Origin of the sequence: uncultured Croceicoccus sp. (assembly GCF_947496385.1) — a bacterium.
Classification (GTDB): Bacteria; Pseudomonadota; Alphaproteobacteria; order Sphingomonadales; family Sphingomonadaceae; genus Croceicoccus.
On the sequence record NZ_CANMCP010000006.1, the window covers coordinates 93,722 to 119,293 of the forward strand.

Sequence of the window (25,572 nt, forward strand, 5' to 3'; positions counted from 1 at the left end):
GACGCGAACCAACAATAGAAGGAACCAGTAGTGAAAGTCTATTACGACGCCGATTGCGACACCAACCTGATCGCGGACAAGAAGATCGCGATCGTCGGCTATGGCAGCCAGGGCCATGCCCATGCTCAGAACCTGCGCGATTCGGGCGTGAAGGATGTCGCCATCGCCCTTCGCGAAGAGTCCGCCACGCGCAAGAAGGCCGAGGATGCCGGCTTCAAGGTGATGAACAATTCCGAGGCCGCCGCGTGGGCGGACATCGTCATGATCCTCGCCCCGGACGAGCATCAGGCCGCGATCTGGAACGACGACCTCGTCGGCCACATGAAGGCGGGTGCGGCGCTGGCCTTCGCCCACGGGCTGAACGTGCATTTCGGCCTGATCGAACCGCCCAAGGACATCGACGTCATCATGATCGCGCCGAAGGGCCCCGGCCACACCGTGCGCAGCGAATACAAGCGCGGCGGCGGCGTTCCTTGCCTCATCGCGGTGCATCAGGACGCGACCGGCAACGCGCATGACGTGGCGCTCGCCTATGCAAGCGGCGTCGGCGGCGGCCGTTCGGGCATTATCGAGACCAATTTCCGCGAGGAATGCGAAACCGACCTGTTCGGCGAGCAGGCCGTGCTGTGCGGCGGGATCACCCATCTCATCCAAGCCGGTTTCGAAACGCTGGTCGAGGCGGGCTATGCCCCCGAAATGGCCTATTTCGAATGCCTCCACGAAACGAAGCTGATCGTCGACCTCCTTTACGAAGGCGGCATCGCCAACATGCGCTATTCGATCAGCAACACCGCCGAATATGGCGACATCACCACCGGCCCGCGCATCATCACGGACGAGACGAAGGCGGAAATGAAGCGCGTTCTCGACGATATTCAGTCGGGCCGTTTCGTGAAGAACTTCGTCCTCGACAACCGCGCCGGGCAGCCTGAGCTCAAAGCCTCGCGCAAGCGGGCCGAGGCACATCCCATTGAAAAGACCGGCGCAAAGCTGCGCGCAATGATGCCGTGGATCGGCGCGAACAAGCTGGTGGACAAGGACAAGAACTGATCCCCCTCCCCCACCGGAACGGTAACGAAACCCCCGTACGGCCCCGCGCCGTGCGGGGGTATTCGTTCGGGTTTCGGGCCGGATGACTTGCGAATGACATTCAACACGGCCATCGTGCCGCAACGCAACACACGAAGGAACCTCACATCATGCGCCTTGCCTATCTCGCCCCGCTTGCCGCGCTCACCGCCGCGATCGCGTTGCCCGCGATCGCCGATCATCACGAAGAGCCGCAGCTCCCCGGCGTCGCGGACGTCAGCCGGGTCACGGCCGGCACCTACGTGACCGATCCCGCGCACACCATCGTCGGCTGGACCGTCAACCATTTCGGCTTCAACGATTACTTCGGCCTGTTCGGCGATGCGGAGGGTACGCTGGCGATCGATCCCGCCAACCCCACCGCCGCCGAGGTCGAAATCAGCATTCCGATCACCAGCCTCGCCGTGGTGAGCGAGGGGCTACGCGACCATCTCCTGCGCCCGGCGAAGGACGGCGGCGACCCCGATTTCTTCGGCCCCAATCCGGGCATGGCGGTGTTCCGTTCCACTTCGGTCACGATGGGCAACACCCCGACCGAGGCGATGATCACCGGCAATCTGACCATGAACGGCCACACCAATCCGGTCGTGATCGCAGCCGAATTCACCGGCGCCGGCGCCAATCCGATGAGCAAGGCGGAAACCATCGGTTTCGAAGGTCGCGCCACGATCCTGCGTTCGCAATTCGGGATCGATTATGCGCTGCCGGTCGTCTCCGATGAGGTGGTGCTCGACATTTCGGCCGCGTTCGAGAAACAGTAACTCCGCTGCCCGCCGGCCCCTGTCTCGGTGAGACAGGGGCCGGCCCCAACGCCATGATTGTTTCGCTGCGCCGCCGATGCCGCGCAACAAATGGCGTGCAGCCGCCACGATCCATCCTGTTTTCGGTCTGGACAATCCGGTGCCGCGTGCCCATAGGGGGGCGGTGATGAACGGCATCCGGACCTTTGCGGCCATCGGCCTGCTCCTGCGACTTACGCGCCCTCGGGCGTGACATTCGCGTTGCCCGCGGGCGGCGTGAATCGCCCGGGGGAACGACACGAACCATCGCCGCAGTCCGGCGCCACCGATCCGGCGCCATCGCAGTAGAGATTTCCCATGCCCATGCTTTCCGACCCTTCGGCCAAATATCGCAGGTTCCAGCCTGTCGCGCTCCATGATCGGACCTGGCCCTCCGCGGTCATCGAACAGCCGCCCCGCTGGCTTTCGACCGATATGCGCGACGGCAATCAGTCGCTGATCGATCCGATGGACAGCGTGAAGAAGAACCGCTTTTTCGACTTGCTGCTGTCCGTCGGATTGAAGGAGATCGAGATCGGCTTTCCCGCCGCCGGCGCGACCGAATTCGACTTCATCCAGGGTCTGGTCCGGAATGGACGCATCCCTGACGACGTGCTGGTTCAGGTGCTGACCCAGTCGCGCGAGGATCTCATTCGCACCAGTTTCGAAAGCCTGGCCGGGGCGCGCGCCGCCATCGTACACCTGTACAATGCCGTGTCGCCTGCGTGGCGGGACATCGTGTTCCGCATGACGAAGGACGAAGTGCGCGAGATCGCCGTCACCGGCGCGAAGATCATGCGCGACGAAGCGGCCAAGCGGCCCGATACCGACTGGCATTTCCAGTATTCGCCCGAGACGTTCTCGACCGCCGAACTCGATTTCAGCATTGCCTGCTGCGAAGCGGTCATGGACGTCCTGCAACCGACGCCGGAGCGGCCGCTCATCCTCAACCTCCCCGCGACGGTGGAGGCTTCGACGCCGAACATCTACGCCGACCAGATCGAGTATTTCTGCCGCAACATACCCCGCCGCGACAGCGTCGTCGTCAGCCTGCACACCCATAACGACCGCGGCACCGGAGTCGCGGCGGCGGAACTCGGCCTGATGGCGGGTGCGGACCGGATCGAAGGCTGCCTGTTTGGCAATGGCGAGCGTACGGGCAATTGCTGTCTCGTGACGATGGCGCTCAACATGTACACGCAGGGCGTCGATCCCGGCCTTGATTTTTCGGACATCGATGCGGTCATCGAGACGGTCGAATATTGCAACCAGATCCCGGTGCATCAACGCCACCCGTATGGCGGGGAGCTCGTCTTCACCGCCTTTTCCGGCAGCCATCAGGACGCGATCAAGAAAGGGTTCGAGGCGCACGAGCAACAGAACGACGAAACCTGGCGCGTGCCGTACCTGCCGATCGACCCCGCCGATCTGGGCCGCAATTACGAGGCAGTGATCCGCGTCAACTCGCAGAGCGGCAAGGGCGGTTTTGCCTGGGTGCTCGAACAGGATCGCGGGCTCAAACTGCCCAAGCGGATGCAGGCACATTTTTCGAAAGCGGTGCAAAGGCTTGCCGACGAAAAGAAACAGGAAGTCACCGCGCAGGATATCTGGGATGCGTTCCGCAGCGAATATCACCTGTCGCGGCCGCGCCATTTCCACCTTGTCGATTACGAGGAATCGCGCGCGGCGGACGGCACGCGTACCTTTGCCGGAACCATCGCCGTCGCGGGCAAGGAGCGCAGCGTTTCGGGCCGGGGCAACGGCCTCATATCCTCGGTCGTGGCGACATTGCGCGAAAGCTTCGATGTCACGCTCGAAGTGCTCGATTACAGCGAGCACGCCCTGTCGAAGGGGTCGGATGCCCGCGCGGCCGCCTATGTCGAGTGCATGACAAAGGACGGGCGAACGATCTGGGGCGTGGGCATTGACGAGGATGTCGCGACCGCAAGCGTGCGCGCGATCCTCAGTGCCGGGAATTCCGCCGTTTCGGCCTAGCCGACCTTTCCGCATACGGGGATGGTCGCGATGCCGCGGTCCGGATCCTCGTATGCGGTAACGCTCCACAGCTGCTCCGCCATGGCGTCGAGCGTGCCGAAATCGATCCCGTGGCCAACCGGATCGCGCCGGTTCAGCGTGAGCGGAGAGTTCCCCTCGCGCGACAGGCGCCGGCGCAAGGCTTTTTGAAGGAGCCGCAACCGGCCCGCCGCCTCGCAATCGGCGAAAGCGGGTCTCGACTGCCCCCTCGCCCAGGAGGATTCGATGGCTCCTACCCGCTCGCCGACCGCATCGCTATACTCGCGGTGCGGACCGCGGTGGAGCGGCAGGTTTTCCTTTGCCGCGATGGTTTCGGTCGCGGGGAGCAGGACGCCGTTGAAATGGAAATCGTCGAAGGATACGCCATGACGGCGCATCGCCGTCCAGAACGGCGCGAGCGAAGAAATAGCCGACAATTGCCGCGGTAACAGATGGTGTTTCTGCCACCCGGGTTTGAACCCCGGGTCGGATGGACGATTGACGCGTCCAAATGAAATCCCCTTCCGGCAATCTGGAGCTGGCTGCGACCACTGCTCATATCCCAAGATAGTCTCCTGCTTCTGCGATACGCAAAGGCTTATCTTAACCGGATATTATCGCAATAAGTAAACAATGTTATAATCTCGCTTCGGCTGAACGCGAAATTTTCCCATGCCATCGATTTCGACCCCCGATTCATCCTCCGAGAGTCCCTCGCGGATGATGTGATCGATGAAACGCGTCGCCACCTTTGCCTGTTGCGCATGGCTCATGCCCGGTGCGGGCGCCACGGCAACCTCCCACCCGGTGAGCGCGCGCACCCCCACGCTTTGCATGACGCCGTTTTCATCGAGGTGGAGCGCCGTCAGGCCGAGCGCCGGAAACGCCCCCCCGTCGAGCCAGCTTTGCGCGACACTGCGGAAATAGCCGACGCCCATCGCCGTGCGCGCCCTCGCCCACCCCACGGCGAGGCATCCCGCGGTCTCGGAAATACGCAAGGCCGCTGCGACCTGGTCGCGCAATCCGTTCAATCCCTCATTCTCCGATCGCAGCAGGAAGCAGACCGCATTCGCCAAGGTCGCGCCCTCGACCCCGAAGAGGTAGCGCGGATGCACGCATTCGCTCTGCCCGATGGACACGGGCGACAACAGGCCCGCCACCGCCGGGGGCAGCGAAGAGATGTCGGTCCTGTCTCGGTCGAAGAAGATCATGAGTCCGTTTTCGTTGATCGTTTCAATCTCCGGTGACGAGCGCGCCTTCCGATCAGACATGGTTATAACCTTTGTTGCGAATTATCGTCGCTAACGACATACCCGCCCTCAGGTCGAGATTAGTTTACATACATGTCCATAATGGTTCAGATTTTGCGCAATCGCCCCTCTTCGCAGATCAGAAAATGCCCATCCGCAACCCCTCGCCCATGGCGGCGCCGAGCTCTTCGCATCGCGCGACCTGTTCCGGGGCGATCGTCTTGGGCGCGAGGATGGACGCCGCATCCTGCGCATCGCAATTCACGATAAGCGGGTCGGCCACACGCTTCAGCCGCCAGCCCGCCGCGATCCGGTCGATCTGCCGCGTGGCGCCCTCCCCGTCGGATCCCGCCGAAATCGCGGTCGCATAGGCACGCCCCTCGATCCGGCCGAGCACGGGGTAATAGCACCTGTCGAAGAACTCCTTCATCATGCCCGACATGGTGGCGAGGTTTTCCGGGCACGCAAAAAGATAGGCCTTCGCTTTCAGCACGTCGTCCGGTTGCGCATCGCGCGCTCGCACGACCCGCGCATCGCCGTCCGCGCCCTTCGACGCGGCGTCGGCCATCGCCTCGGCCGCGCCGGTGCGGCTGTGCCAGACGATCAGCAATGGCGCTTCCGGGTTCATGGTCATCTGCGCATCACCTTGGATCATCGAAAGGGCGCCCGCGCGACGCCGGCGGAAGGACAATAATTTATCCCGTCCGGCCATAGCACGATTTCGCTCGCACCGGCATTGCTGTAATCCCATGGCATGGCAATACTTACCAATGGTTACGTGTGCGGCGTCGAACACTCTCTTTCCGGCCGGGCATGGCGGTGGCGCGGGGGCAATGTCGATTGCGCCGCCGCGGACGAGGCAGGCTCTGCGGAGCTGGTGACACAGCTGCTGTTATCGCGCGGTGTCTCGGTGGAAGATATGGACCGCCACCGCTCGCCGACGATGCGCGGGTTCCTTCCCGACCCGTCGATCTTCGCCGACATGGAAAACGCGGCGGACCGGCTGGCGCAGGCGGTGCTCGCACGCGAGGCGATGACGATCTACGGCGATTACGATGTCGATGGCGCGACCAGCGCGGCGCTGATGATCCGGGTGCTGCGGATGCTCGGCGCCGATCCGGGGCATTACATCCCCGATCGCCTGCTCGAAGGATACGGCCCGTCGGGCGAGGCGCTGGTCCGGCTCGGCGAGCAGGGCAGCAGCCTTGTCGTCACTGTCGATTGCGGCGCAATGGCGTATGAGGCGCTCGACATGGCGCACGATGCGGGCGTCGATGTCATCGTCGTCGATCACCACAAATGCAGCAGCGTCCTGCCCCGCGCAGCCGCGCTGGTGAACCCGAACCGGCTCGACGAATGCGACGAGGCGGCGGCGCACGGGCACCTCGCCGCGGTCGGGGTCGCGTTCCTCCTCTCGGTCGCGCTGGTGCGCAAATTGCGTGCGCGCGGCTATTTCGCCGACCGCGCGGAACCCGATCTCATGGCGCTGCTCGACCTCGTGGCGCTGGGCACGGTGGCCGATGTGGCGGCGCTGCACGGATTGAACCGGGCCTTCGTGGCGCAGGGGCTGAAGATCATGGCACGGCGGCAGAATGTCGGGCTGTCCGCGCTCATCGACGCGAGCCGGTTGAAACGTGCGCCGGTGTGCAGCGATCTCGGCTTCGCGCTCGGCCCGCGGATCAATGCTGCGGGCCGCATCGGCGAATCCACGCTGGGCGTGCGCCTGCTGACCACCGAAGATCCGGAAGAGGCTGCCGAGATCGCCGACCGGCTCGACGCGCTGAACGAAGAACGGCGCGGGGTCGAGGCCGAGGTGCAGGAGGCCGCGGAGCAGCAGCTCGCCGCGCAGCATAATCGCGCCGTGGTCGTGATCGCGGGGCATGGCTGGCATCCCGGCGTGATCGGGATTGTCGCGGGCCGCATCAAGGAAAAGGCGGGCCGGCCCGCGCTCATCATCGCGATGCAGGACGACGACGAGGGCGCGCTGATCGGCAAGGGTTCGGGCCGGTCGATTCCGGGCGTCGATATCGGCGCCGCGGTCATCGCCGCGCGCGATGCAGGGCTTGTCATGCAGGGCGGCGGCCATGCGATGGCGGCGGGGCTGACCATCGCGGCGGAGAAGCTGGACGCGTTCCGTGATTTCCTCGACGAGCGGCTGTCCCGCGAGGTGGAGCGCGCGCGCACCTCGCTAACGACGACGATCGACCTCTCGCTCGCACCGGGCGGATTGCAGCCCGCGCTTGTCGATACGCTCGAAAGCGCGGGCCCTTACGGCGTCGGCTGGCCCTCTCCCCGGGTCGCGGTCGGGCCGGTGAGGCTGGTGAAGGCCGATGTCGTGGGCAACGGCCACGTGCGCATCATCGCGGCCGGACAGGACGGCGCCCGCTTCAAGGGCATCGCCTTTCGCGCCGAGGAAACCGAACTTGGGCAGGCCCTGCTTCACGGCTCTGCCGGGCGCAGGGTCTGGCTCGCCGGGCGGGCGAAAATCGACGATTGGGGCCGCGTTCCCGCGGTCGAATTGCATGTCGAGGATGCGGCCTGGGCGGGTTAGAAAAGAAAATTGCGTTTCCTCGCAATTCACCCTTGACCGCCCGGCTCATCCTTCGTAATTGCGCGGCCTGCACCGGACGTGGCCCCTTCGTCTAGCGGTTAGGACGCGGCCCTTTCACGGCTGAAACACGGGTTCGATTCCCGTAGGGGTCACCACCGGTGCACAGATATTCCCGACCCCTCGCGGCCCTGCCGCCGGTCGGCAAGGCCCCTTCGTCTAGCGGTTAGGACGCGGCCCTCTCACGGCTGAAACACGGGTTCGATTCCCGTAGGGGTCACCACTGCGGTGCGTCGCTTCGAACGATCGCCCGGTCTTCTCCGACACCTTGCATCGCGGGATATGCGGCTGTAGCGAGAAACGTGTGCTCAAATCGCTTTTTAAGCTGAACCCGGATATTGATCGGATCGCGCTGGCCCGCCGCTTTGCGCAGGACAGCCGTGTACAAATTCGCAACGTATTGACCGACGAAAGCGCGCGCGAAATTCGCCACGTGCTCCAATCGGCGACCCCCTGGGGTCTCGCCTGGCAGGCAGGGAGCGATGGACCGAAGCTGATGCGTGCGGACCAATTGCGCGATCCAGAGCATCGCGGCCGTCTGCAGACCATGATGGAAAGCACGCACAAGGCCGCTGCGAGCCGGGGAGAAGATTACGCTTTCCGCTTTTGCAGCTATCCCATGCTCGATGCCTATCGCGAAAAATGGGCCGAGGGAAGTGCGCAGGACATCCTGCTCGAACATCTCAATACGCAGGAATATCTTGGACTTCTCCGCGATGTAACCGGCATCGACGCGTTGAAGAAGGCCGACGCGCAGGCCACGTTTTACGGACCAAACCATTTCCTCGCCACACACGACGACAGCCACGTGGCCGAAGGGTGGCGCGTTGCCTATGTCCTCAATTTCGCGGATGCCGACTGGCGCCCGGAATGGGGGGGGTATCTGAACTTTCACGACGAGGATGGAGACATCGTCGCGGGATGGAAGCCGCGCTTCAACGCGCTTAATCTCTTCCTCGTGCCACAACGTCACGCGGTGGCTTATGTCCCCCCCTTCGCGCCCGCCGGGCGTTTCGCGATCACGGGATGGGCACGCGACCGGTGAAGGCCGCGGATCTGGCGAGCCTGCGGGAACAGGCGCTCGCGGCGGAACGTGCCGGGGACGGCGATACCGCGATGCAGATGATGGTCCGCGCGGTGGAATTGGCGGGCGATCACGCCGCGCTCTTGAATAGTGCGGGCGGGTTGGCGCTCCGGCTCGACCGGCGCGAAAATGCGCTGGCATGGTATCGCAAGGCTTTTCGACTGGCGCCGGATTCCATCGAATATGCCACCAATTTCGCCATCGCGCTTCATCGCTTCGGCCATCATGACGAAGCGCTGGCATCGCTTTCCGGTTTCGAGTTCAGTGCGCAACGCGATGCGCGCTATTTTGCGACGCGGGGTCATGTCGAACGCGCGCTTTCCCTCCTCGACGATGCGGCGGAAAGCTACGACGGGGCACTGTCATTACAGCCGGATCATGCGCGAGCGATGCACGGACGGGCGCGGATCGCCCTCGAACGGGCGGATGACGATGTGGTCGCGCGATACGAAGCGGCGCTGCGCTTGAACGCAAACGACCCGGAACTCTTGCTCGGATATGCGCAGGCTCTCGAAATTACCGGCCGGAATGACGATGCGCTCGCCCTCTCGGAGCGTTTGAACGCAGCCGCTCCGCGCTGGACCGATGCGCTTTCCCAAACGGCGCAATTGCGTCTTGCGCGCGGCGATGACGATTTTACCGCGCCTTACCATGAGGCGGCACTTCGCGCGCCGGACGATGCTGCGATACGACTGGAGTGGGCGCGGCAATTGGCAGGGCTGGACCGCTTTGCCGAGGCAGCGGATGTCGCGGCCAACGCACGACGTGATTTTCCCGGCGACCCGCGCTTTGCCTTGCTGGAGGCGGTTCACGCTGGCGAGGCGGGCGACGACGCGCGCGGGGGTGCAATTTTTGCCGAGTTGCCAGAGCGAAATGCCACGCGCGACCTTCACGAAGCGCGTCACTGGATACGACTGGGCGATCCTGAACAGGCGGAAGCCCTCCTGATGCGCGTTCTGGACGAACGCCCTTTCGATATAGGCGCATGGGCGCTTCGTTCGATTTGCTGGCGTCTGTCAGGGGATAGCCAGCTGGAATGGCTGCATGGTCAGGATACGCTGGTGCAGCGACTTCCCCTCCCCCTCGAACCGCAATCGCTACGAACGGTATGCGCGGTTCTCCATGCGCTTCACGAACGGTCCTCCCTGCCTCTCGGCCAATCGGTGCGGGGCGGTAGCCAGACGCGCGGGCGGCTTTTCGCCCGCTCGACGCCTGAGATCATAAGGCTTCACCGCTCCGTCATGGAGGCGCTGGATTGCTATCGCGCGGCGCTGCCCGATCGCGATGACCGGCACCCCCTGCTTCGATTGCGTGACACACCCTGGCGAACCGATGGATCCTGGTCGGTCCGTCTGAATGCCTCTGGCTTTCATGCCGCGCATATTCATCCGAAGGGATGCGTGTCCTCCGCAATCCATCTGGAGCTTCCCGACACGGACGGGATGGATCGCGCCGGATGGCTCGAACTTGGAAGACCGCCGCGCGACCTGCGGCTGAACCTGCCGCCGGAGCGCATGGTCGAACCACGGCGCGCGCATCTCGTTCTCTTCCCCAGCACGCTTTATCACGGCACGCGACCTTTTGAAGGCGGCCAGCGTATGACCGTGGCCTTCGACGTCGTACCCCGCTGAACAAAAATCGGATGCGCTTTTCGGGCGTTTCAAACCTGGAATGAAAAAGGGCGGCGGCACCTGAGTGCCACCGCCCTATCCATTCGATCGGATCCGATCCGGTGGGATCAGAATTCCGCCTTGAACGAGACGAAGAAGTCCCGGCCCAGAACGTCATAGACGGTCGGGTAGGTATTCGCCTGCTGCTGCGAATCGCCGGTCAGACGGGGCTGCTGGTCGAGAAGGTTGTTCACGCCGAAGGTGATGACCTTGTTTTCCAGAACCTCGAACGAGGTGGCGAGATCGAGGTAGAAGGTTTCTTTCAGACGCGGAATCGCGAGCGATGCCGCATCCACGCCGTCACGCAGCTGATCGTCCTCGGCTTCGCCGACATAGCGGCCACGCAGGCTGATCGTTGCGGGGCCATCCGAAAGCGTCACGCGGCTCGAGAACTTGTACTCGGGCTGAAGCGTGCCGCAGGTCGAGCCGTAGTAGCCCGCGCACTGCTCGGTCTGATCGGGGAGATCCGACACCGGGGTGAAGGTGTTCTCGTCCGTCCAGGTGCCGAGGAAGTAGAACGACAGGTCGCTCTCACCCGCGCCGAACATGCTGAAGCCGACAGGCGTCGCGTAGCTGACTTCGAGGTCGACGCCCGAGGTGGTCAGTTCCGAGATGTTGGCATTCAGGATCTCGACGAAGTTGATGCTGCCATCGTCGAAACGGTTGATGGCCTGGCAATACTCGCTCGAGACGTCCTGCACCGTGTTGTAGCACAGCGACAGGGCGTTGTTCAGACCGCCACCCAGGGTCGAGATGAGGTTCTCGACCTTGATGTCGAAATAGTCGACGGTGATGGCGAGACGCGGGATGAAGGAGGGCTGCAGCACGACACCGGCGGTGAACGTATCGGCCGTTTCTTCTTCGAGGTTCGGGTTGCCGCCGAACTGGCCTTCGATCTGCGAGTTCAGCTGAACCGCATCGGTAAAGACCGCATCGGCAGGCACGCCCGTCGCGATGCAGAGATCGCGCACGGCGTCGCTCTGGTTCGTGCTACGGCTCGAGCACGGGTCGGTAGCGGGCGGGAAGCCCTGCGACGCACCGCCGAACAATTCGTCGACGTTGGGCGCACGGACGGCACGCTGATACTGACCACGCAGGGTGATGTCGCGGATCGGAGCAAGCGTCACGCCGCCGGCATAGGTCCACACGCCGCCCACTGCACCGAGCGAGTAGTCGGAATAACGCACAGCGCCGGTCAGCTCGAGACGGTCGATGAAGCCACCGTTGATCAGCGGCACGTAAAGTTCGCCAAAGAGCTCCTTCACGTCATAGCTGCCCTCGGTCGGCAGACCGGCGTTGAAGCCCGTTACGTCGCCCGATGCAAGGAAGGTGTCGGGAATGTATTCCGACGAAACCTTGCGATATTCGGCACCGAAGGCCACGCCCAGTGCGCCGCCCTGAAGCTCGAAAAGCTCGCCATTGATGGTCGCGTTGGCAACCTGCAGCGACGAGATTTCGGTGTTCTGCGCACCGATGCGGATGAAGTCTGCCGCTTCGTCCGAAATCGTGTTCAGGCCGAAGATGTTGAGCGGCACACAGCCGTTCGCCGGATTGGTGCAGACGAGATTGCCATCATCGTCGAACTCGGTCCGCAGAGCCTGGGTAAAGCGGCTGATCGACGCATTGCCCGACTGGATCTGCGAATTGCGGGTCCGCGAATACATGTAATAGGCGTCATAGCCCCATGCCGGCGAGAATTCGCCGCGCAGACCGCCCAGAACGCGGAACGCATTACGGTCGTCGTTCGAGTTACGCGAGCCGAGTTCCAGAAGGCGGCGACGCACCTGCGAGCTGACGAAACCGTCACCATCGGTGTCGAGCGCGGCAAGCTGGTTCTGAACCGACTGGTCGAAGAACGGGCTGTCGACGTCGAGGTCGACGGTCAGGAACGCCGGCGTCGGGGCCAGTTCCTGCGGCACGTTCGAATTGACATAGGACAGTTCGGTGTACGCGGTCATGCCATCGGCGATGTCATAATGACCGTAGCCGCCGAGCATGTAACGTTCCTGCGGAAGCTGCAGGTAGTTGAACGGTGCGTAGTTGAACGGCGAATAATCGACGAGCGTGCCGCCGCTGTTCGCGAACTGTGCGCCCAGCGCGTCGACATAGGTCGTGGGAACGCCCGACGAACCGCCGGCAACCGGACCGATGACGCCGCCCTGGCCGACGCAGGTCTGACCTGCGGACGAGCTGAACGGAACGGTCTGGTCGCTGATGCCGGTGTCGCCGTCGATGGACCCGGGAACGATACAGCCGTCGACGGCTGCAAAGCGCGAGAACGCACGCTGATCCTGGAAGATTTCCTTGCGGCGGTTGTACGAACCCCAAACGGTGACGTTACCGCGACCGTCGGCAAGGTCGGAACCGAGCGCGATGTCGATGTTGTAGCGGTGACCGTCGCCACGCTCGGTGATCGAGCTCTGCCCGCCGAGCAGGATGCCGTCGAGATCGTCACGCAGCTTGAAGTTGACGACGCCAGCCAGCGCGTCCGAACCGTAAACGGCCGAGGCGCCGCCGGTCACGACATCGACGTTCTGAATCAGGAACTGCGGGATGGTGTTCAAGTCGACGATTTGCGAGGTATCGTAGAACATCCAGCGGCGACCGTTGACCAGCACCATCGTGCGGGTTTCGCCCAGACCACGAAGGTTCAGCGTGGCGGCACCATTGCCCGGGTTGTTCGAGTTGCCGTTGAGGCCGGGAACGACCTGCGGCAGCGCGTTGATGACGGATTCGACGTTGACCGAGCCGGACAGTTCGAACTCTTCCTCGTTGACGACGGCGACGGGGGCCGCAGTCTCGAGATTGCGTCGCGCGATGCGCGAACCAGTCACGACGATCGGCTGACCGACCTGCTCGTCATAGGAATTGGACGGCGAGCCGACGCCGGGCTCGTCCATGTCGGCCTGCGCGAACGCCGGGCTTGCCACGGCCAGCAGCGAGGTCGCGCCGACCAGAGCGGCAGCGCGCAGGCTGCTGCTCGCCTTCAGCATGGAATTGGTTTTGAATTTCACGATGGAAAATCCCCTAAGTGGTCCTCAGCCGCCGATGATCGGCAAGCTCATGAAGAATCTCCTGCCCAGCGGGTCGACACGTGACGCCCTACTTTCCCGGCCAAGATTGACGGACCTATCGGGGCCTAAGCATGCCGAAACAAGATGCGAGCAACGCAGGTGCAACATTTTAAAAGTATCTGTTGCAATCAAAACACAGTCGCGATTCGGTCGAATCGCATTTGATGCGCTCCGTGCCATGTGGAATGTGCATGATCGGGAATTGGCGATGGCATCGCTCTCGCTCTCTCCCTAAAGCGGGCATGGCACCACGCTTGAATGCCGCCGGATTTCGTCGGCACGCGTTTTATCGCCCGTGCGTCCGGGCTGACCAAAGTCGAGAGGCCAAGGCACTTTTCAATGCAACACCGCCCCCTGCCTTTGCCGGGCCTGATTCTAGCCTTTGTCGGCGGGATCGCGATCATGGTCCTTGCCGGTGATTTCTGGCTCGGCCTTGCCGTGCTCACCATATGGGCGGCCTCGCTGTTCCTCACCCCGCGGGAAAGCGATGCGCAGGCGCCGCCCCCGCCCAACGCCCTGTTCCAGACCGACCGGCTGCGCGATTTCCTCGAACCGCTGGGCCTGCCCTATCTCGTGATCGAGGGCGGGCGCATCATCCTTGCCAATGCCGCCGCGCGCGAAGTGCTGGGCGCCCATATCGTGCAGCAGGACGCCCGCGTCGCGCTTCGCCATCCCGAGGCGGTCCGCCTGCTCGACCGCGAGGGCGGCGGACAGGCGATCGTGCGCGGCCTCACCGGTTCGCGCAGCATTTGGCACGTGTCGCTGCTCCCCATCGACGCGACCTCCACGATGGTCGAGCTGGTCAACCGCACGGCGGAGGCGGATATCAGCCGCGCCCACACCGATTTCGTCGCCAATGCCAGCCACGAGCTGCGCACCCCCCTCGCCTCCATCATCGGCTATGCCGAAACCCTGATCGAGGCGGAGGGCGGCGCGCGCATCGGGCCGGAGACCAGCCTTCGTTTTCACCGCACCATCCTGCGCGAAAGCAAGAGATTGCAGGCGCTGGTCGAGGATCTGATGTCGCTTTCGCGGATCGAGGCGGAAAAGCACGAATTGCCGCCTGCCATCTTCGACCTCGGCGACATGGCGCGCACGGTGGCGTCGGGCATTGCCGCCCTCCATGGCGAGCATCGCATCCGGCTCGAGGATACGGACGCTCCGCTGCCCGTGCGCGGCGACCGGCAACAGGTCGACCAGCTCTTGCGCAACCTCGTCGACAACGGGCTGAAATACGGGGCGGAGGACGCGCCGGTGACCATTTTGCTATCCCGCCTCGACAGCGATCAGGCCGAGATGGTGGTGACTGACCGCGGTCCGGGCATCGCGGCGGAACACCTGCCGCATCTCACCCGGCGCTTCTACCGAACCGATCCTGGCCGCAGCCGGGCCGTGGGCGGCACGGGGCTCGGCCTTGCGATCGTGAAGCATATCGTCGAACGCCATCGCGGCCGGCTCGACATTCGCAGCCGTCTGGGCGAAGGGACCGCGATTACCGTCCGCCTTCCGTTACAGGGCGATGCCGGCGATGATGCCCCCGATCGCCACCCTGCGTAGACCTTCGCGCCACGCTCCTTGCGCGCCCGCGGTTGAGTCACTGTCATAAAGCTGTCATGGGGACCGCGCATGGCGCGTCACGGCTGTAACAAAACGCGCGAAAATGTCCGGTGTTCCGGCCTTTGAAAATTGCATGCAAGGAATCGAATCGATGACGAATATCCTGTTCAAGAGCCTGCCCGTCCTGCTGGGCACGGTCGCGCTTGCCGCATGCGGCGGGGCGCAGTCTTCCTCGCGGGAGCAGATCAAGGCTGTTGGATCGTCCACCGTGTATCCGTTTGCAAAGGCGGCAGCCGAGGAATTCGCCCGCAGCTATCCGCAATATCCCTCGCCGATCATCGAATCGACCGGCACGGGCGGCGGCATCAACCTGTTCTGCGCCGGCGTCGGCGTCGCGCACCCGGACATCGCGAATGCGTCGCGCCGGATGAAGGCGTCCGAATTCGAAACCTGCCAGAACAATGGCGTGACCGATATCGTCGAACTCGAAGTCGGCATGGACGGGATCGCCATCGCATCGGCGGCCGACGGGCTGAAGCTCGACCTCACCCCGCGCGAATTCTACCAGGCGGTCGCGGCCCGCCCGTTCGGCGAGGAAAATACCGCGCAGAACTGGAACGACATCAATCCCGCCTCCCCGAATCAGCCGATCCTGGTCTACGGCCCGCCGCCGTCTTCCGGCACGCGCGATGCGCTCGCCGAGCTGATCATGACCGCCGGGTGCAAGACCGACGACGCGACCGCCGCGCTCAAGGACAGCAACGAGGAAGAATACGAAGCCGTCTGCACCGAGGTCCGCAAGGACGGCAAGTTCGTCGAGCAGGGCGAGAACGACAATCTCATCGTGCAGAAGCTCGTCGCCAATCCGCAGGCCGTCGGCGTCTTCGGCTACAGCTTCCTCGAGGAAAACGCACAGCGCCTGCACGGACAGCCGCTCGGCGGGGTGGAGCCGACTTACGAAAACATCGCCAGCAACGCCTATCCCGGCGCGCGCCCGCTCTATCTCTATGTCAAGAAACAGCACATGGACGCGGTTCCGGGGCTCAAGGAATATATCCAGACTTGGATCGAGAACTGGGGCCGTGACGGCATGCTGACCGGTCGGGGCATGATCGCATCGTCGGATGCGGTGCAGGCGCGGACCGCCGACACGGCAAAGAACCTCACGCCGCTCGATGCCTCGGTTCTGAAATAATACGGATATAGACCCGCCGTCATGTCTCCAGCCATCTTCGTCCTTCTCGCTCTCGGCCTGGGTCTGGTCGGGTGGCTGGCGGCGCGTTCGCGCGCCTGGGCCATGGCCGCGTCCACGCCTGGGCGGCTGCATTCGCTGCCGTCGTACCATGCGTGGTACGTGGGCCTGTGGGTCTTCGTCCCCGCCGTCCTGTTCGCGACCGTATGGGCCATCATCAGCCCGCAGCTCGTGATGCAGGCCGTCACCTCGCATCCGGCGGCGGGCGCGCTGCCCGAATTCGGCATGACCCGCGACAGCATCATCGCGGAGGCCATGGCCGTCGCGCGCGGCAATGCGCAGGGCGTGTTCAACCCGCTCGCGCAGCCGCTGGTCGAGCCGGCCCGTGACGCGCTGACCCGCTATGGCATCATCGGGATCGTGGTGACGCTGCTCATCGGCTTTGCCGCGGGGGTATGGTCGTTCCTGCGGGTGAAGCCCGACTTTACCGCCCGCACGCGGGTGGAGCGCACGGTGATGCTGGCGCTGCTGCTGGCCTCGCTGGTCGCGATCTTGACGACGCTGGGCATTCTCGTCTCGCTATTGTTCGAAACCGTGCGGTTTTTCGGCATGGTGTCGCCGATCGATTTTCTGTTCGGCACGCAATGGTCGCCCAATCCGATGGGCGATCCCGCCTATACCTCCGGCGAGGATTACGGCGCACTCCCGCTGTTCTGGGGCACGATCTACATCGGTGCGATCATCGCCATGCTGGTCGCGATCCCGCTCGGCCTGTTCAGCGCGATCTACCTCACCCAATATGCGAACGACCGCCTGCGCCGCGTGATGAAGCCGATGCTGGAAATCCTCGCCGGCGTGCCGACGGTCGTCTACGGCTATTTCGCGGCGCTGACCGTGGCGCCGGTCATCCGCGACTGGGCCCGCGCGATCGGCATTTCCAATGCCAGCAGCGAGAGCGCGATTGCCGCCGGCCTCGTCATGGGCGTGATGATCATCCCGTTCGTATCCTCGATGGCAGACGATTCCATCGCCGCCGTGCCCTCCTCGATGCGCGACGGCAGCCTGGCGATGGGCGCAACGAAATCGGAAACAATCCGCAAGGTGCTGATCCCCGCGGCGCTTCCGGGCATCGTGGCGGGCGTGATGCTCGCCGTGAGCCGGGCGATCGGCGAAACGATGATCGTCGTGATGGCCGCCGGCGCCGCCGCGAACCTGACCGGCAATCCGTTCGAAAGCATGACCACCGTGACGTATCAGATCGTCGCCATGCTGACCGGCGAGGGAAGTTTCGACCACCCCGCGACGCTGTCGGCCTTTGCATTGGGCATGGTGCTGTTCACCGTGACCCTGATCCTCAATTTCATCGCGCTGCGCGTGGTGAAACGTTACCGCGAAGCGTATGAGTGAGCCTGCCATGAGCGAGACCACCACCAGCGTCGATGCACAGCGCGAGGCGCGCAACGCCCGCATCGCGGCCCGGCTGAAGAAACGCTATGCCGCGGAAAAGCGGTTCAAATACCTGGCCATGGGTTCGGTGATCTTTTCCGCGCTCGTGCTGGCGTTCCTGCTTTTCGTGATGACGTCGAACGGGATCGCCGGGTTTTCGCGCGCGGAAATGCGCGTGCCGGTCGATTTTTCCGGCGCGGGGCTGACCATCGACGAAACGCGGCTTTCGCAGCCGGGCGCGCAATCCGCGCTGGAATCGGCGGGCCTTGCCGACATCCTGCAGTTTTCCGCGACCGAAGCCTATGGACCGGAAGCGGCGGACGAACTCGATGCCGCGGCATGGCGCAACCTCGCCGATCAGCTGATCGCAGACCCCGCAATGCTCCGCGGGGAGCAGACCGTGTCCGTGCCCGTGAGCGAGGATCTCGCCTCCGGCCTGCGCGGCGAAGGCGCACCGCAGATGCGCGCGCTCGCCGACCGGCTCGAGGCCGAGGGCGCACTCTATCGCGCGGTCGACTGGGGCTTCCTGTCCCGAGCCGATGCCACCAATTCGCAGCAGGCGGGCATCTGGGGCGCGCTCAAGGGGTCGCTGCTCACCATGGTGGTGACGCTGGCACTCGCCTTTCCCATCGGCGTGCTGTCGGCGCTTTACCTCGAGGAATACGCCCCGCGGAACAAGTGGACCGACATTATCGAGGTATCGATCAACAACCTCGCCGCGGTGCCGTCGATCATCTTCGGCCTGCTCGGCCTCGCCGTGTTCCTGGCGATCTTTCCCAATTATCGTTCGGCGCCCCTCATTGGCGGCATGACGCTGGCGTTGATGACGATGCCGGTCATCGTGATTTCGGGCCGCAACGCGATCAAGGCCGTGCCCCCGTCGATTCGCGACGGCGCACTCGCCATCGGCGCGTCAAAGGTGCAGGTGGTGTTCCACCATGTGCTCCCCCTCGCCCTGCCCGGCATTCTGACCGGCACGATCATCGGCATGGCCCGCGCACTGGGCGAAACGGCGCCGCTGCTCATGATCGGGATGCGCGCGTTCGTCGCAACGCCGCCGGATGGCTTTACTTCACCGTCCAGCGTATTGCCGGTGCAGATTTTCCTGTGGTCCGACGAAATCAATCGCGGTTTCGTCGAACGGACCTCGGCGGCGATCATCGTGCTGCTCGTTTTCCTGCTATTGATGAACGGGCTGGCCATCTATCTGCGCAATCGCTTCGAAAGGCGCTGGTGAGTGTTGAAAATGACGGATCAGAAACTCGACGAAACGCATGGCGAGGACGCGGACAATCCCTTCGCCGACGCCGGCCCTGCGAAAATGTCGGCGCGCGACGTGTCGGTCTATTATGGCGAGAAGAAAGCGATCGATAACGTGTCGATCGACATTCACACCCGCTATGTCACGGCGTTCATCGGGCCGTCGGGCTGCGGCAAGTCGACCTTCTTGCGCAGCCTCAACCGCATGAACGACACCATCGCGGCCGCGCGCGTGGACGGGGAAATCCTCCTAGACGGGGAGGATATCTACCGGTCGAAAATGGATGTCGTGCAATTGCGCGCCCGCGTCGGCATGGTGTTTCAAAAGCCCAATCCGTTCCCGAAATCCATCTATGAAAACATCGCCTATGGCCCGCGCATTCACGGCCTGGCGTCCGGCAAATCGGAGATGGACGAGATCGTCGAACGCTCGCTCCAACGTGCGGGCCTCTGGGACGAGGTGAAGGACAGGCTGACCGATTCGGGCACCGCGCTTTCGGGCGGGCAGCAGCAGCGGCTTTGCATTGCCCGCGCCATCGCGGTTGATCCCGAGGTGATTCTCATGGATGAGCCGTGTTCCGCGCTCGACCCCATCGCCACGGCCCGGATCGAGGAGCTGATCGACGATCTTCGCGGCAATTATGCCATCGTCATCGTCACCCACTCGATGCAGCAGGCCGCACGCGTATCCCAGCGCACAGCCTTTTTTCACCTTGGCAATCTAGTCGAATACGACAAGACAAGCGCGATATTCACCAATCCCCGTGAAGAGCGGACGAAGGATTACATTACCGGACGGTACGGTTGACGATGGAACACACGGTCAAGGCTTTCGAAGAGGACATCACCCGGCTGCGCGGCCTGATCGCGGAGATGGGCGGCCTGTCCGAGCTGTCGGTACAGGAAGCATTGGATGCAATGGTCAACGGCGACGAGGATCTCGCCGAAAAGGTTGTGAAGCGCGACAAGGAGATCGACGCGCTCGAAACCGAGGTGGACCGGCTCGCCGTGCGCATCATCGCCCTGCGCGCGCCCATGGCCGACGATTTGCGCGAGGTGATTGCCGCGCTTAAGATCGCGGGCGTTGTCGAACGCATCGGCGATTATGCGAAAAATATCGCAAAACGCGTCGGCAAGATCGAGGGGCGCCGCCATTTCGAACCGCTCACCCTCCTGCCCGCGATGGGCGAGGTCGCGACCGAAATGGTGCATGACGTGCTCACCGCCTATGCCGCGCGCGACCCCATTCTGGCCCGCGAGGTCATCGCCATGGATGAAAAGGTCGATGCGTTCTACGATAGCATCTTCCGCAATCTCGTCACGCACATGGTCGAAAACCCCGCCACGATCAGCAGCGCGGCCCAATTGCTTTTCGTTGCGCGCAATATCGAGCGGGTCGGCGACCATGCGACCAATGTCGCCGAAATGGTGCACTTTGCCGCGACAGGCGATTACCCGCCCGACGAGGATCGCCGTTAAATCGCGGTCGCAATTGTCATAAGGCGGTAACGTTGCGCGTGTGAGACTGTGGCCGGTTTCGCGAATATAGGAGTTTCAGACGTGCCCTCCCCCCGCCTTCTCCTCGTCGAGGACGATCTGTCGCTCGCCGAGTTGCTGCAATATCGGTTCGAGGCCGAAGGCTACAGGGTCATCTCCACCCCCGATGGCGACGAGGCGCTGCTCCTGGCCGAGGAGCAGGCCCCCGATCTCGTCATTCTCGACTGGATGGTGGAGGGGACGAGCGGGATTGAGATCTGCCGCCGCCTGCGCCGAGGCAAGGGCACGGCGCATGTGCCGATCGTCATGCTGACCGCGCGCGATGCGGAGGAGGACCGGATTCGCGGTCTCGAAACCGGCGCGGACGATTATCTGACCAAGCCGTTTTCCCCGCGTGAGCTCATTGCGCGCGTTGGCGCGGTGCTGCGCCGGGTGCGGCCCGCCCTGGCCGGCGAGATGCTGGAGGTTGGCGACATCCGGCTCGACGCGACGAGCCATCGGGCTACGCGGCGGGGACAGTCGCTGCAACTGGGACCGACGGAATTTCGCCTGCTGAAATTCTTCATGGAGCATCCCGGGCGGGTGTTTTCTCGCGTGCAATTGCTCGACGCCGTATGGGGCACTGGCAGCGACATCGAATTGCGCACGGTGGATGTGCATATTCGCCGCCTGCGCAAGGGGCTGACCATCGAGAACAGCACCGATCCGGTCCGCACGGTGCGTTCGGCGGGCTATGCGTTCGAGGCGGTCTGACCTACCGGCAGAACGAGCCGAAGCCGCGCGGCGCCTGGTCCAGGTGAAAATGATCGGCGTGCAACGCATTGTAATCGGGCGATAGGACCGTCCCGAACGCGTCGCACGCCCCGTCCCGCACCGCGGCGAGGAACGCGCCCTCGGCATCGGGCGTGCCCGCGCCGGTCCACCAGTCACCCTGCACCGATATGCGGCGTCCATCGTTCAGCACGAATGCGGCGATGTCGATGGCATTGCCCGTGGCGTGCTCGCTCCACCGGCCGGTGTCGGCACCATTGACCCGGCGGCAGCTATAGGTGCCGAGTTGCTCGATCCGGGCGACGCGGCTGTTCAGCAATTCCTCCGCCATGGGCTGTACGCTTTTATCCAGCCACCATGCCATTGCCGCCTGCACCGCGCAGGTCGTTTCCGGACGCGCCGGCGCAAAGGCAAGGCCGCGCTCCGGCGCCGGGACAACGCGCAGCCGGTCGTCGCGCCGACATGCCCCCTCACCCACCGGGTTAAGGTCGTCGAACGCGATCTCCGCCCGTTCCAGCGCGCCGCGGCACAGCGCCGGATCGGTGCGCAGCGCGGCCAGCTTGCGGGATGTCGCCATCCCTGCCGGCCCGTTCAAGGCCAGCGGCGCGCGCGGGTCGTGCTCCGGATGGGCCGCGATCCATCCATTCGCGGCCAGCGCCAGTGCGGCAAGGATCATCACGCCGATGAATACACGGTCCATGCGGAACAGCGAACGGGCGGGCAGGCGCGAAAAGACATCCATCCTCAATGAAAGTCGCGAGAGCGCGGCAGTATCCTGACATTGCGCGGATGGCTGCCGCGAAAGCCGCATTCGCGATTGTCGCCGGGCGGCGGCTGCCACGGGTCGAGCGGGGGTTTCGGGTGGGCAGGATCGTCGCGCCCTTCCCGCAATTCGTCGCGCGGGCCGAATTTCGCCGGCAACGGGTGGCTCACATGGTCGGCACGGGCCAGATCGGTACGGATCAGGTCGTCGGACAGCGCCATCAATGCCGGGGTCGCATCCACCATGTGCTGCACGATGACATGGACCACGTCGTCGTCATATTCGACACGCCCGCGCACTTCCATCAAGCGCGCGCCCATCACCACCTTGCGATATTTCTCCTTGAAATCGGGCCACACGACGAGATTTGCGACACCGGTCTCATCCTCCAGCGTGATGAAGCACACGCCCTTCGCGCTGCCCGGCCTCTGCCGGATCAGCACCACCCCCGCAATATGGATCATCGAGCGGAACTTGCGCGCGCGCAGGTCGCAGGCCCGCACGAAACCCCGCTCGGCCAGATCGGCCCGCAAAAACGCCATCGGATGCGCTTTCAATGAAAGCCGCGTCGTCTGGTAATCGGCGACGACCTCCTCCGACATAGGCATCGACGGCAGGCGGGTGGGCACGGCCTCCGCCCCTTCGTCGCGCGCATCGGCATGGGCGAACAAGGGCAGCGCCGGCGCGGACACCAGGCTGCGCGCATCCCAGAGCGCCTGCCGCCGCGCGAGGTTCAGCGACCCGAACGCATCGGCACTGGCAAGCCGCTCGACATGCGCGACGGGAATGCCGGATCGTTCGCGAATGGCCGCGACATCGGCGAAATCACCGCCTGCATCGCGCGCATCGATCATCATCGCGGCGACATGTTCGGGGAACCCGTCCACCTGACGAAAGCCGAGGCGCAACGCCATGCGCCCCCGCCCCGCCTGCTCCCCCGCCTGCTCCAGCGTGCAGTCCCATTGCGACCGGTTCACGTCCACGGGCCGGATCTCCACCCCATGTTCGGCGGCATCGCGCACGATCTGTGCCGGCGCGTAAAATCCCATCGGCTGCGAATTGAGCAGCGCGCAGGCAAACGCGGCGGGATAATGGCATTTCAGCCAGCTCGACACATAGACCAGATGCGCAAAGCTCGCCGCATGGCTTTCGGGAAAGCCATATTCGCCGAAACCGCGGATCTGGTTGAAGCACCGCTGCGCGAATTCGCGGTCGTATCCGCGTGCCACCATGCGTTCGACCATCATGTCCTGCAATTCGTCGACCATGCCGCGCGAACGGAACGTCGCCATCGCCTTGCGCAGCCGGTTCGCCTCGACGCTGGAAAATTTCGCGGCGTCGAGCGCGATCTTCATCGCCTGCTCCTGAAAGATCGGCACGCCTAGCGTCCGGGCGAGGATCGAGGACAATTCGTCGGGCGGGCCATGCGCGGGGCCGGGCGCCGGGATCTGTACCGCCTCCTCGCCGCGCCGGCGTTTCAGATAGGGGTGCACCATGTCCCCCTGAATCGGGCCGGGACGCACGATCGCGACCTGAATCACAAGGTCGTAGAATTCGCGCGGGCGCAGGCGCGGCAGCATGTTCATCTGCGCCCGGCTTTCCACCTGGAACACGCCGAGGCTGTCGCCCTTGCGCAGCATGGCATAGGTTTCGGCATCCTCGCGCGGAACTGTGGCCAGCGTCATCCGGCGGCCATGATGATCGCCGACCAGATCAAGGCATTTGCGAATGCAGGTCAGCATGCCGAGCGCCAGGACGTCGACTTTCAGGATGCCCAGCGCCTCGATATCGTCCTTGTCCCATTCGATGAAGCTGCGGTCCGGCATCGCCCCATTGCCGATCGGCACGGTTTCGGTCAGCGCCCCTTCGGTCAGGATGAAACCGCCAACGTGCTGCGACAAATGGCGCGGCATTCCAATCATTTGCCGCGTAATCTTCAAAATCCGCCGTAAATGTGGATCGGTAATGTCGAGCCCGGTTTCCGCCGCGTGTGCCTCGCCGATTTCCCGGCCCATGCCGCCCCATACCGTCCCGGCGAGCGCGGATGTCACATCTTCCGACAGGCCCATCGCCTTGCCCACCTCGCGGATGGCCATGCGCGGGCGGTAATGGATCACCGTCGCGCACAGCCCGGCCCGCTGCCGCCCGTATGTCCTGTAAATATGCTGGATCACCTCCTCGCGTCGTTCGTGTTCGAAATCGACGTCGATATCGGGCGGCTCCTTGCGCTCCTCCGATATGAAGCGGTCGAACAAAAGCGCATGGCGCGCCGGATCGACCGAGGTGATTTCGAGGCAATAGCACACCGCCGAATTGGCCGCGCTGCCCCGCCCCTGACACAGGATCGGCGGTTCCTGCCCGCGTGCGAAATCGACGATATCCTTGATGGTCAGGAAATATCGCGCGAGGTCGAGCTTCCCGATCAGCGCCAGTTCGCGTTCCAGTGTTGCACGAATACTGTCCGGCAAGCCATTGGGATAGCGGCGTTTTGCCCCCTCCCACGTCTGCGCCTCAAGATAGCCCTGCGGCGTCTGCCCATCGGGATAGATCTCTTCCGGATATTCGTAGCGCAATTCGTCGAGGCTGAAATCGCAGGCATCGGCAACCTCCCGCGCCGCCGCGATCGCATGGGGCCAGTCGCGGAACAGCCGGACCATGTCCTGTGGCCCTTTGAGATAACGTTCCGCATTGGCGTGCAGCAGATGGCCCGCCTTCGCCACTGTGGTCTTGTGCCGGATCGCGGTCATCACATCCTGAAGCGGGCGGCATCCGGGCGCATGATAATGCACGTCATTGGTGGCGAGGATCGCCATGCCATGGGCGTGCGCCATCCGGTCGAGATGCGCGATCCGCGCCAAATCGTCACCGATATAGACGAGGCTGGCCGCGACATGGCGCAGGCTCGGCAACATGCGGGACAGATGGGGCAGCAAGGTCTCGAAACATCCCGTCATGCGGCCATCGGCCACGGGCTGTTCGGCACCGGGAAAGGCGACGACATTGCCCGGCGCGCAAATCGTGAACCGCGTGGCAAGATCGGCCGGCGGCACCGCGATCAGCTGCACCCCCTCGGCATGGTTCGCGAGCATGGCGAGATCGATCTCGCACACGCCCTTGTCCTGCCACTCACCGCTCAGCGTCTGCATCCGCCCGGTGGAAATCAGGCGGCACAACCGGCCATAGGCGGCGCGGTCGGTGGGATAGGCGAGAAAGGCCAGCCCCTCCACCGTTTCGATGCGGCAACCGATGACGGGGCGCAGCTTCGCCGTCCGTGCCTCGGTATGGATGCGCACCACGCCCGCCATCGAATTGACGTCGGCAATGCCCATCGCATCATAGCCCAGCGCCCGCGCGGTCTCGACCAGATCGACCGCATCCGAAGCCCCGCGCAGGAACGAGAAACAGCTGATCAGCCCCAGCTCCACGAAAGGCGCGCGGGGTGGCGGGTCAAAGCCGTCGGGATCGCCTTCGATCCGGCGGCGGGCGGGGGTCAGCGGTGCATCGGGCATCGCGCATCCC

At 64.0% G+C, this 25,572-nt stretch carries 19 protein-coding genes and 2 tRNA genes; 15 read left to right on the top strand and 6 right to left on the bottom strand.

The annotated features are described in order from the left end of the window. Positions 1-30 precede the first annotated feature (30 nt). The 3 genes from ilvC (at position 31) to leuA (ending at position 3,863) form a co-directional block, all read left to right on the top strand. Positions 31-1,050, top strand: a complete 1,020-nt coding sequence (gene ilvC, locus Q0897_RS10965) for a ketol-acid reductoisomerase (protein WP_299309501.1) — start codon at positions 31-33, stop codon at positions 1,048-1,050. Positions 1,051-1,199: 149 nt separating this feature from the next. Continuing rightward, positions 1,200-1,850 (top strand): YceI family protein, encoded by a 651-nt coding sequence (locus Q0897_RS10970; protein ID WP_299309502.1) that lies wholly within the window; start codon positions 1,200-1,202, stop codon positions 1,848-1,850. 336 nt (positions 1,851-2,186) lie between these two features. Next, positions 2,187-3,863 (top strand): 2-isopropylmalate synthase, encoded by a 1,677-nt coding sequence (gene leuA, locus Q0897_RS10975; RefSeq protein WP_299309503.1) that lies wholly within the window; start codon positions 2,187-2,189, stop codon positions 3,861-3,863. Here the strand turns inward: leuA and Q0897_RS10980 are convergent. The 3 genes from Q0897_RS10980 to Q0897_RS10990 form a co-directional block, all read right to left on the bottom strand. After that, positions 3,860-4,318, bottom strand: a complete 459-nt coding sequence (locus Q0897_RS10980) for an AHH domain-containing protein (RefSeq protein WP_366519926.1) — start codon at positions 4,316-4,318, stop codon at positions 3,860-3,862. The two genes, leuA and Q0897_RS10980, sit on opposite strands and share 4 nt — an antisense overlap. Before the next feature lie 177 nt (positions 4,319-4,495). Beyond that, positions 4,496-5,152: a hypothetical protein gene (locus tag Q0897_RS10985; RefSeq protein WP_299309505.1), complete on the bottom strand. Its 657-nt coding sequence runs from the start codon at positions 5,150-5,152 to the stop codon at positions 4,496-4,498. Between the two features lie 118 nt (positions 5,153-5,270). Next, positions 5,271-5,759 carry a flavodoxin family protein gene (locus Q0897_RS10990; RefSeq protein ID WP_299309604.1) on the bottom strand — a complete coding sequence of 163 codons (489 nt, stop codon included), beginning with the start codon at positions 5,757-5,759 and terminating at the stop codon, positions 5,271-5,273. Between the two features lie 126 nt (positions 5,760-5,885). Here Q0897_RS10990 and recJ point away from each other — a divergent pair, with 126 nt between their 5' ends. The 5 genes from recJ (at position 5,886) to Q0897_RS11015 (ending at position 10,454) form a co-directional block, all read left to right on the top strand. Further along, the gene (gene recJ / locus Q0897_RS10995; RefSeq protein WP_299309506.1) at positions 5,886-7,682 is read left to right on the top strand and encodes a single-stranded-DNA-specific exonuclease RecJ; all 1,797 of its coding nucleotides are present in this window, start codon (positions 5,886-5,888) and stop codon (positions 7,680-7,682) included. An 80-nt stretch (positions 7,683-7,762) separates the two neighbouring features. After that, a tRNA-Glu gene (locus tag Q0897_RS11000) sits at positions 7,763-7,837 on the top strand. Positions 7,838-7,887: 50 nt separating this feature from the next. Then, positions 7,888-7,962 (top strand) — tRNA-Glu (locus tag Q0897_RS11005). A 177-nt stretch (positions 7,963-8,139) separates the two neighbouring features. Further along, complete coding sequence (locus Q0897_RS11010) at positions 8,140-8,784, top strand: 2OG-Fe(II) oxygenase family protein (protein ID WP_366519927.1); 645 nt, start codon at positions 8,140-8,142, stop codon at positions 8,782-8,784. Beyond that, positions 8,766-10,454, top strand: coding sequence for a putative 2OG-Fe(II) oxygenase (locus tag Q0897_RS11015; RefSeq protein WP_299309508.1), 1,689 nt, complete (start codon positions 8,766-8,768; stop codon positions 10,452-10,454). The genes Q0897_RS11010 and Q0897_RS11015 overlap by 19 nt, the downstream gene beginning before the upstream one ends. Before the next feature lie 107 nt (positions 10,455-10,561). Here the strand turns inward: Q0897_RS11015 and Q0897_RS11020 are convergent, their stop codons facing one another. Then, positions 10,562-13,507 (bottom strand): TonB-dependent receptor, encoded by a 2,946-nt coding sequence (locus tag Q0897_RS11020; protein WP_299309509.1) that lies wholly within the window; start codon positions 13,505-13,507, stop codon positions 10,562-10,564. A 399-nt stretch (positions 13,508-13,906) separates the two neighbouring features. Between Q0897_RS11020 and Q0897_RS11025 the strand changes: the two genes are divergently transcribed. The 7 genes from Q0897_RS11025 to phoB all read left to right on the top strand — a co-directional run bounded on the left by Q0897_RS11025 (position 13,907) and on the right by phoB (position 21,272). Further along, the gene (locus Q0897_RS11025; RefSeq protein WP_299309510.1) at positions 13,907-15,124 is read left to right on the top strand and encodes an ATP-binding protein; all 1,218 of its coding nucleotides are present in this window, start codon (positions 13,907-13,909) and stop codon (positions 15,122-15,124) included. A gap of 151 nt (positions 15,125-15,275) precedes the next feature. Continuing rightward, complete coding sequence (locus Q0897_RS11030) at positions 15,276-16,319, top strand: substrate-binding domain-containing protein (protein ID WP_299309511.1); 1,044 nt, start codon at positions 15,276-15,278, stop codon at positions 16,317-16,319. A gap of 21 nt (positions 16,320-16,340) precedes the next feature. After that, positions 16,341-17,723 carry a phosphate ABC transporter permease subunit PstC gene (gene pstC, locus Q0897_RS11035; RefSeq protein ID WP_299309512.1) on the top strand — a complete coding sequence of 461 codons (1,383 nt, stop codon included), beginning with the start codon at positions 16,341-16,343 and terminating at the stop codon, positions 17,721-17,723. A gap of 7 nt (positions 17,724-17,730) precedes the next feature. Next, a complete protein-coding gene (gene pstA / locus Q0897_RS11040; RefSeq protein WP_299309513.1) occupies positions 17,731-18,999 on the top strand; it encodes a phosphate ABC transporter permease PstA in 1,269 nt (422 codons plus the stop codon). 84 nt (positions 19,000-19,083) lie between these two features. Continuing rightward, entirely contained in the window at positions 19,084-19,830 is a 747-nt protein-coding gene (pstB, locus tag Q0897_RS11045) for a phosphate ABC transporter ATP-binding protein PstB (RefSeq protein WP_299309605.1), read from the top strand. After that, on the top strand, positions 19,827-20,501 hold the full coding sequence (gene phoU, locus Q0897_RS11050) for a phosphate signaling complex protein PhoU (RefSeq protein WP_299309514.1): 675 nt from the start codon (positions 19,827-19,829) through the stop codon (positions 20,499-20,501). Before pstB ends, phoU begins: the two co-directional genes overlap by 4 nt. An 81-nt stretch (positions 20,502-20,582) precedes the next feature. Then, entirely contained in the window at positions 20,583-21,272 is a 690-nt protein-coding gene (phoB, locus tag Q0897_RS11055) for a phosphate regulon transcriptional regulator PhoB (RefSeq protein WP_299309515.1), read from the top strand. A 1-nt stretch (position 21,273) separates the two neighbouring features. Here phoB and Q0897_RS11060 read toward each other — a convergent pair whose 3' ends face one another. Continuing rightward, positions 21,274-22,032 (bottom strand): extensin family protein, encoded by a 759-nt coding sequence (locus Q0897_RS11060; protein ID WP_299309516.1) that lies wholly within the window; start codon positions 22,030-22,032, stop codon positions 21,274-21,276. Between the two features lie 2 nt (positions 22,033-22,034). Beyond that, positions 22,035-25,562: an error-prone DNA polymerase gene (locus tag Q0897_RS11065; protein WP_299309517.1), complete on the bottom strand. Its 3,528-nt coding sequence runs from the start codon at positions 25,560-25,562 to the stop codon at positions 22,035-22,037. Positions 25,563-25,572: the final 10 nt, after the last annotated feature.

Excerpts from the sequence above, each read along its gene's own strand:
- Q0897_RS11065 (WP_299309517.1), bottom strand. The coding sequence starts at position 25,562 with ATGCCCGATGCACCGCTGACCCCCGCCCGCCGCCGGATCGAAGGCGAT.
- leuA (WP_299309503.1), top strand. The coding sequence starts at position 2,187 with ATGCCCATGCTTTCCGACCCTTCGGCCAAATATCGCAGGTTCCAGCCT.
- Q0897_RS11030 (WP_299309511.1), top strand. The coding sequence starts at position 15,276 with ATGACGAATATCCTGTTCAAGAGCCTGCCCGTCCTGCTGGGCACGGTC.
- pstC (WP_299309512.1), top strand. The coding sequence starts at position 16,341 with ATGTCTCCAGCCATCTTCGTCCTTCTCGCTCTCGGCCTGGGTCTGGTC.
- Q0897_RS10970 (WP_299309502.1), top strand. The coding sequence starts at position 1,200 with ATGCGCCTTGCCTATCTCGCCCCGCTTGCCGCGCTCACCGCCGCGATC.
- pstB (WP_299309605.1), top strand. The coding sequence starts at position 19,084 with ATGTCGGCGCGCGACGTGTCGGTCTATTATGGCGAGAAGAAAGCGATC.
- Q0897_RS11025 (WP_299309510.1), top strand. The coding sequence starts at position 13,907 with ATGCAACACCGCCCCCTGCCTTTGCCGGGCCTGATTCTAGCCTTTGTC.
- recJ (WP_299309506.1), top strand. The coding sequence starts at position 5,886 with ATGGCAATACTTACCAATGGTTACGTGTGCGGCGTCGAACACTCTCTT.
- Q0897_RS10985 (WP_299309505.1), bottom strand. The coding sequence starts at position 5,152 with ATGTCTGATCGGAAGGCGCGCTCGTCACCGGAGATTGAAACGATCAAC.
- pstA (WP_299309513.1), top strand. The coding sequence starts at position 17,731 with ATGAGCGAGACCACCACCAGCGTCGATGCACAGCGCGAGGCGCGCAAC.
- Q0897_RS10990 (WP_299309604.1), bottom strand. The coding sequence starts at position 5,759 with ATGAACCCGGAAGCGCCATTGCTGATCGTCTGGCACAGCCGCACCGGC.
- Q0897_RS11060 (WP_299309516.1), bottom strand. The coding sequence starts at position 22,032 with ATGGATGTCTTTTCGCGCCTGCCCGCCCGTTCGCTGTTCCGCATGGAC.
- Q0897_RS11015 (WP_299309508.1), top strand. The coding sequence starts at position 8,766 with ATGGGCACGCGACCGGTGAAGGCCGCGGATCTGGCGAGCCTGCGGGAA.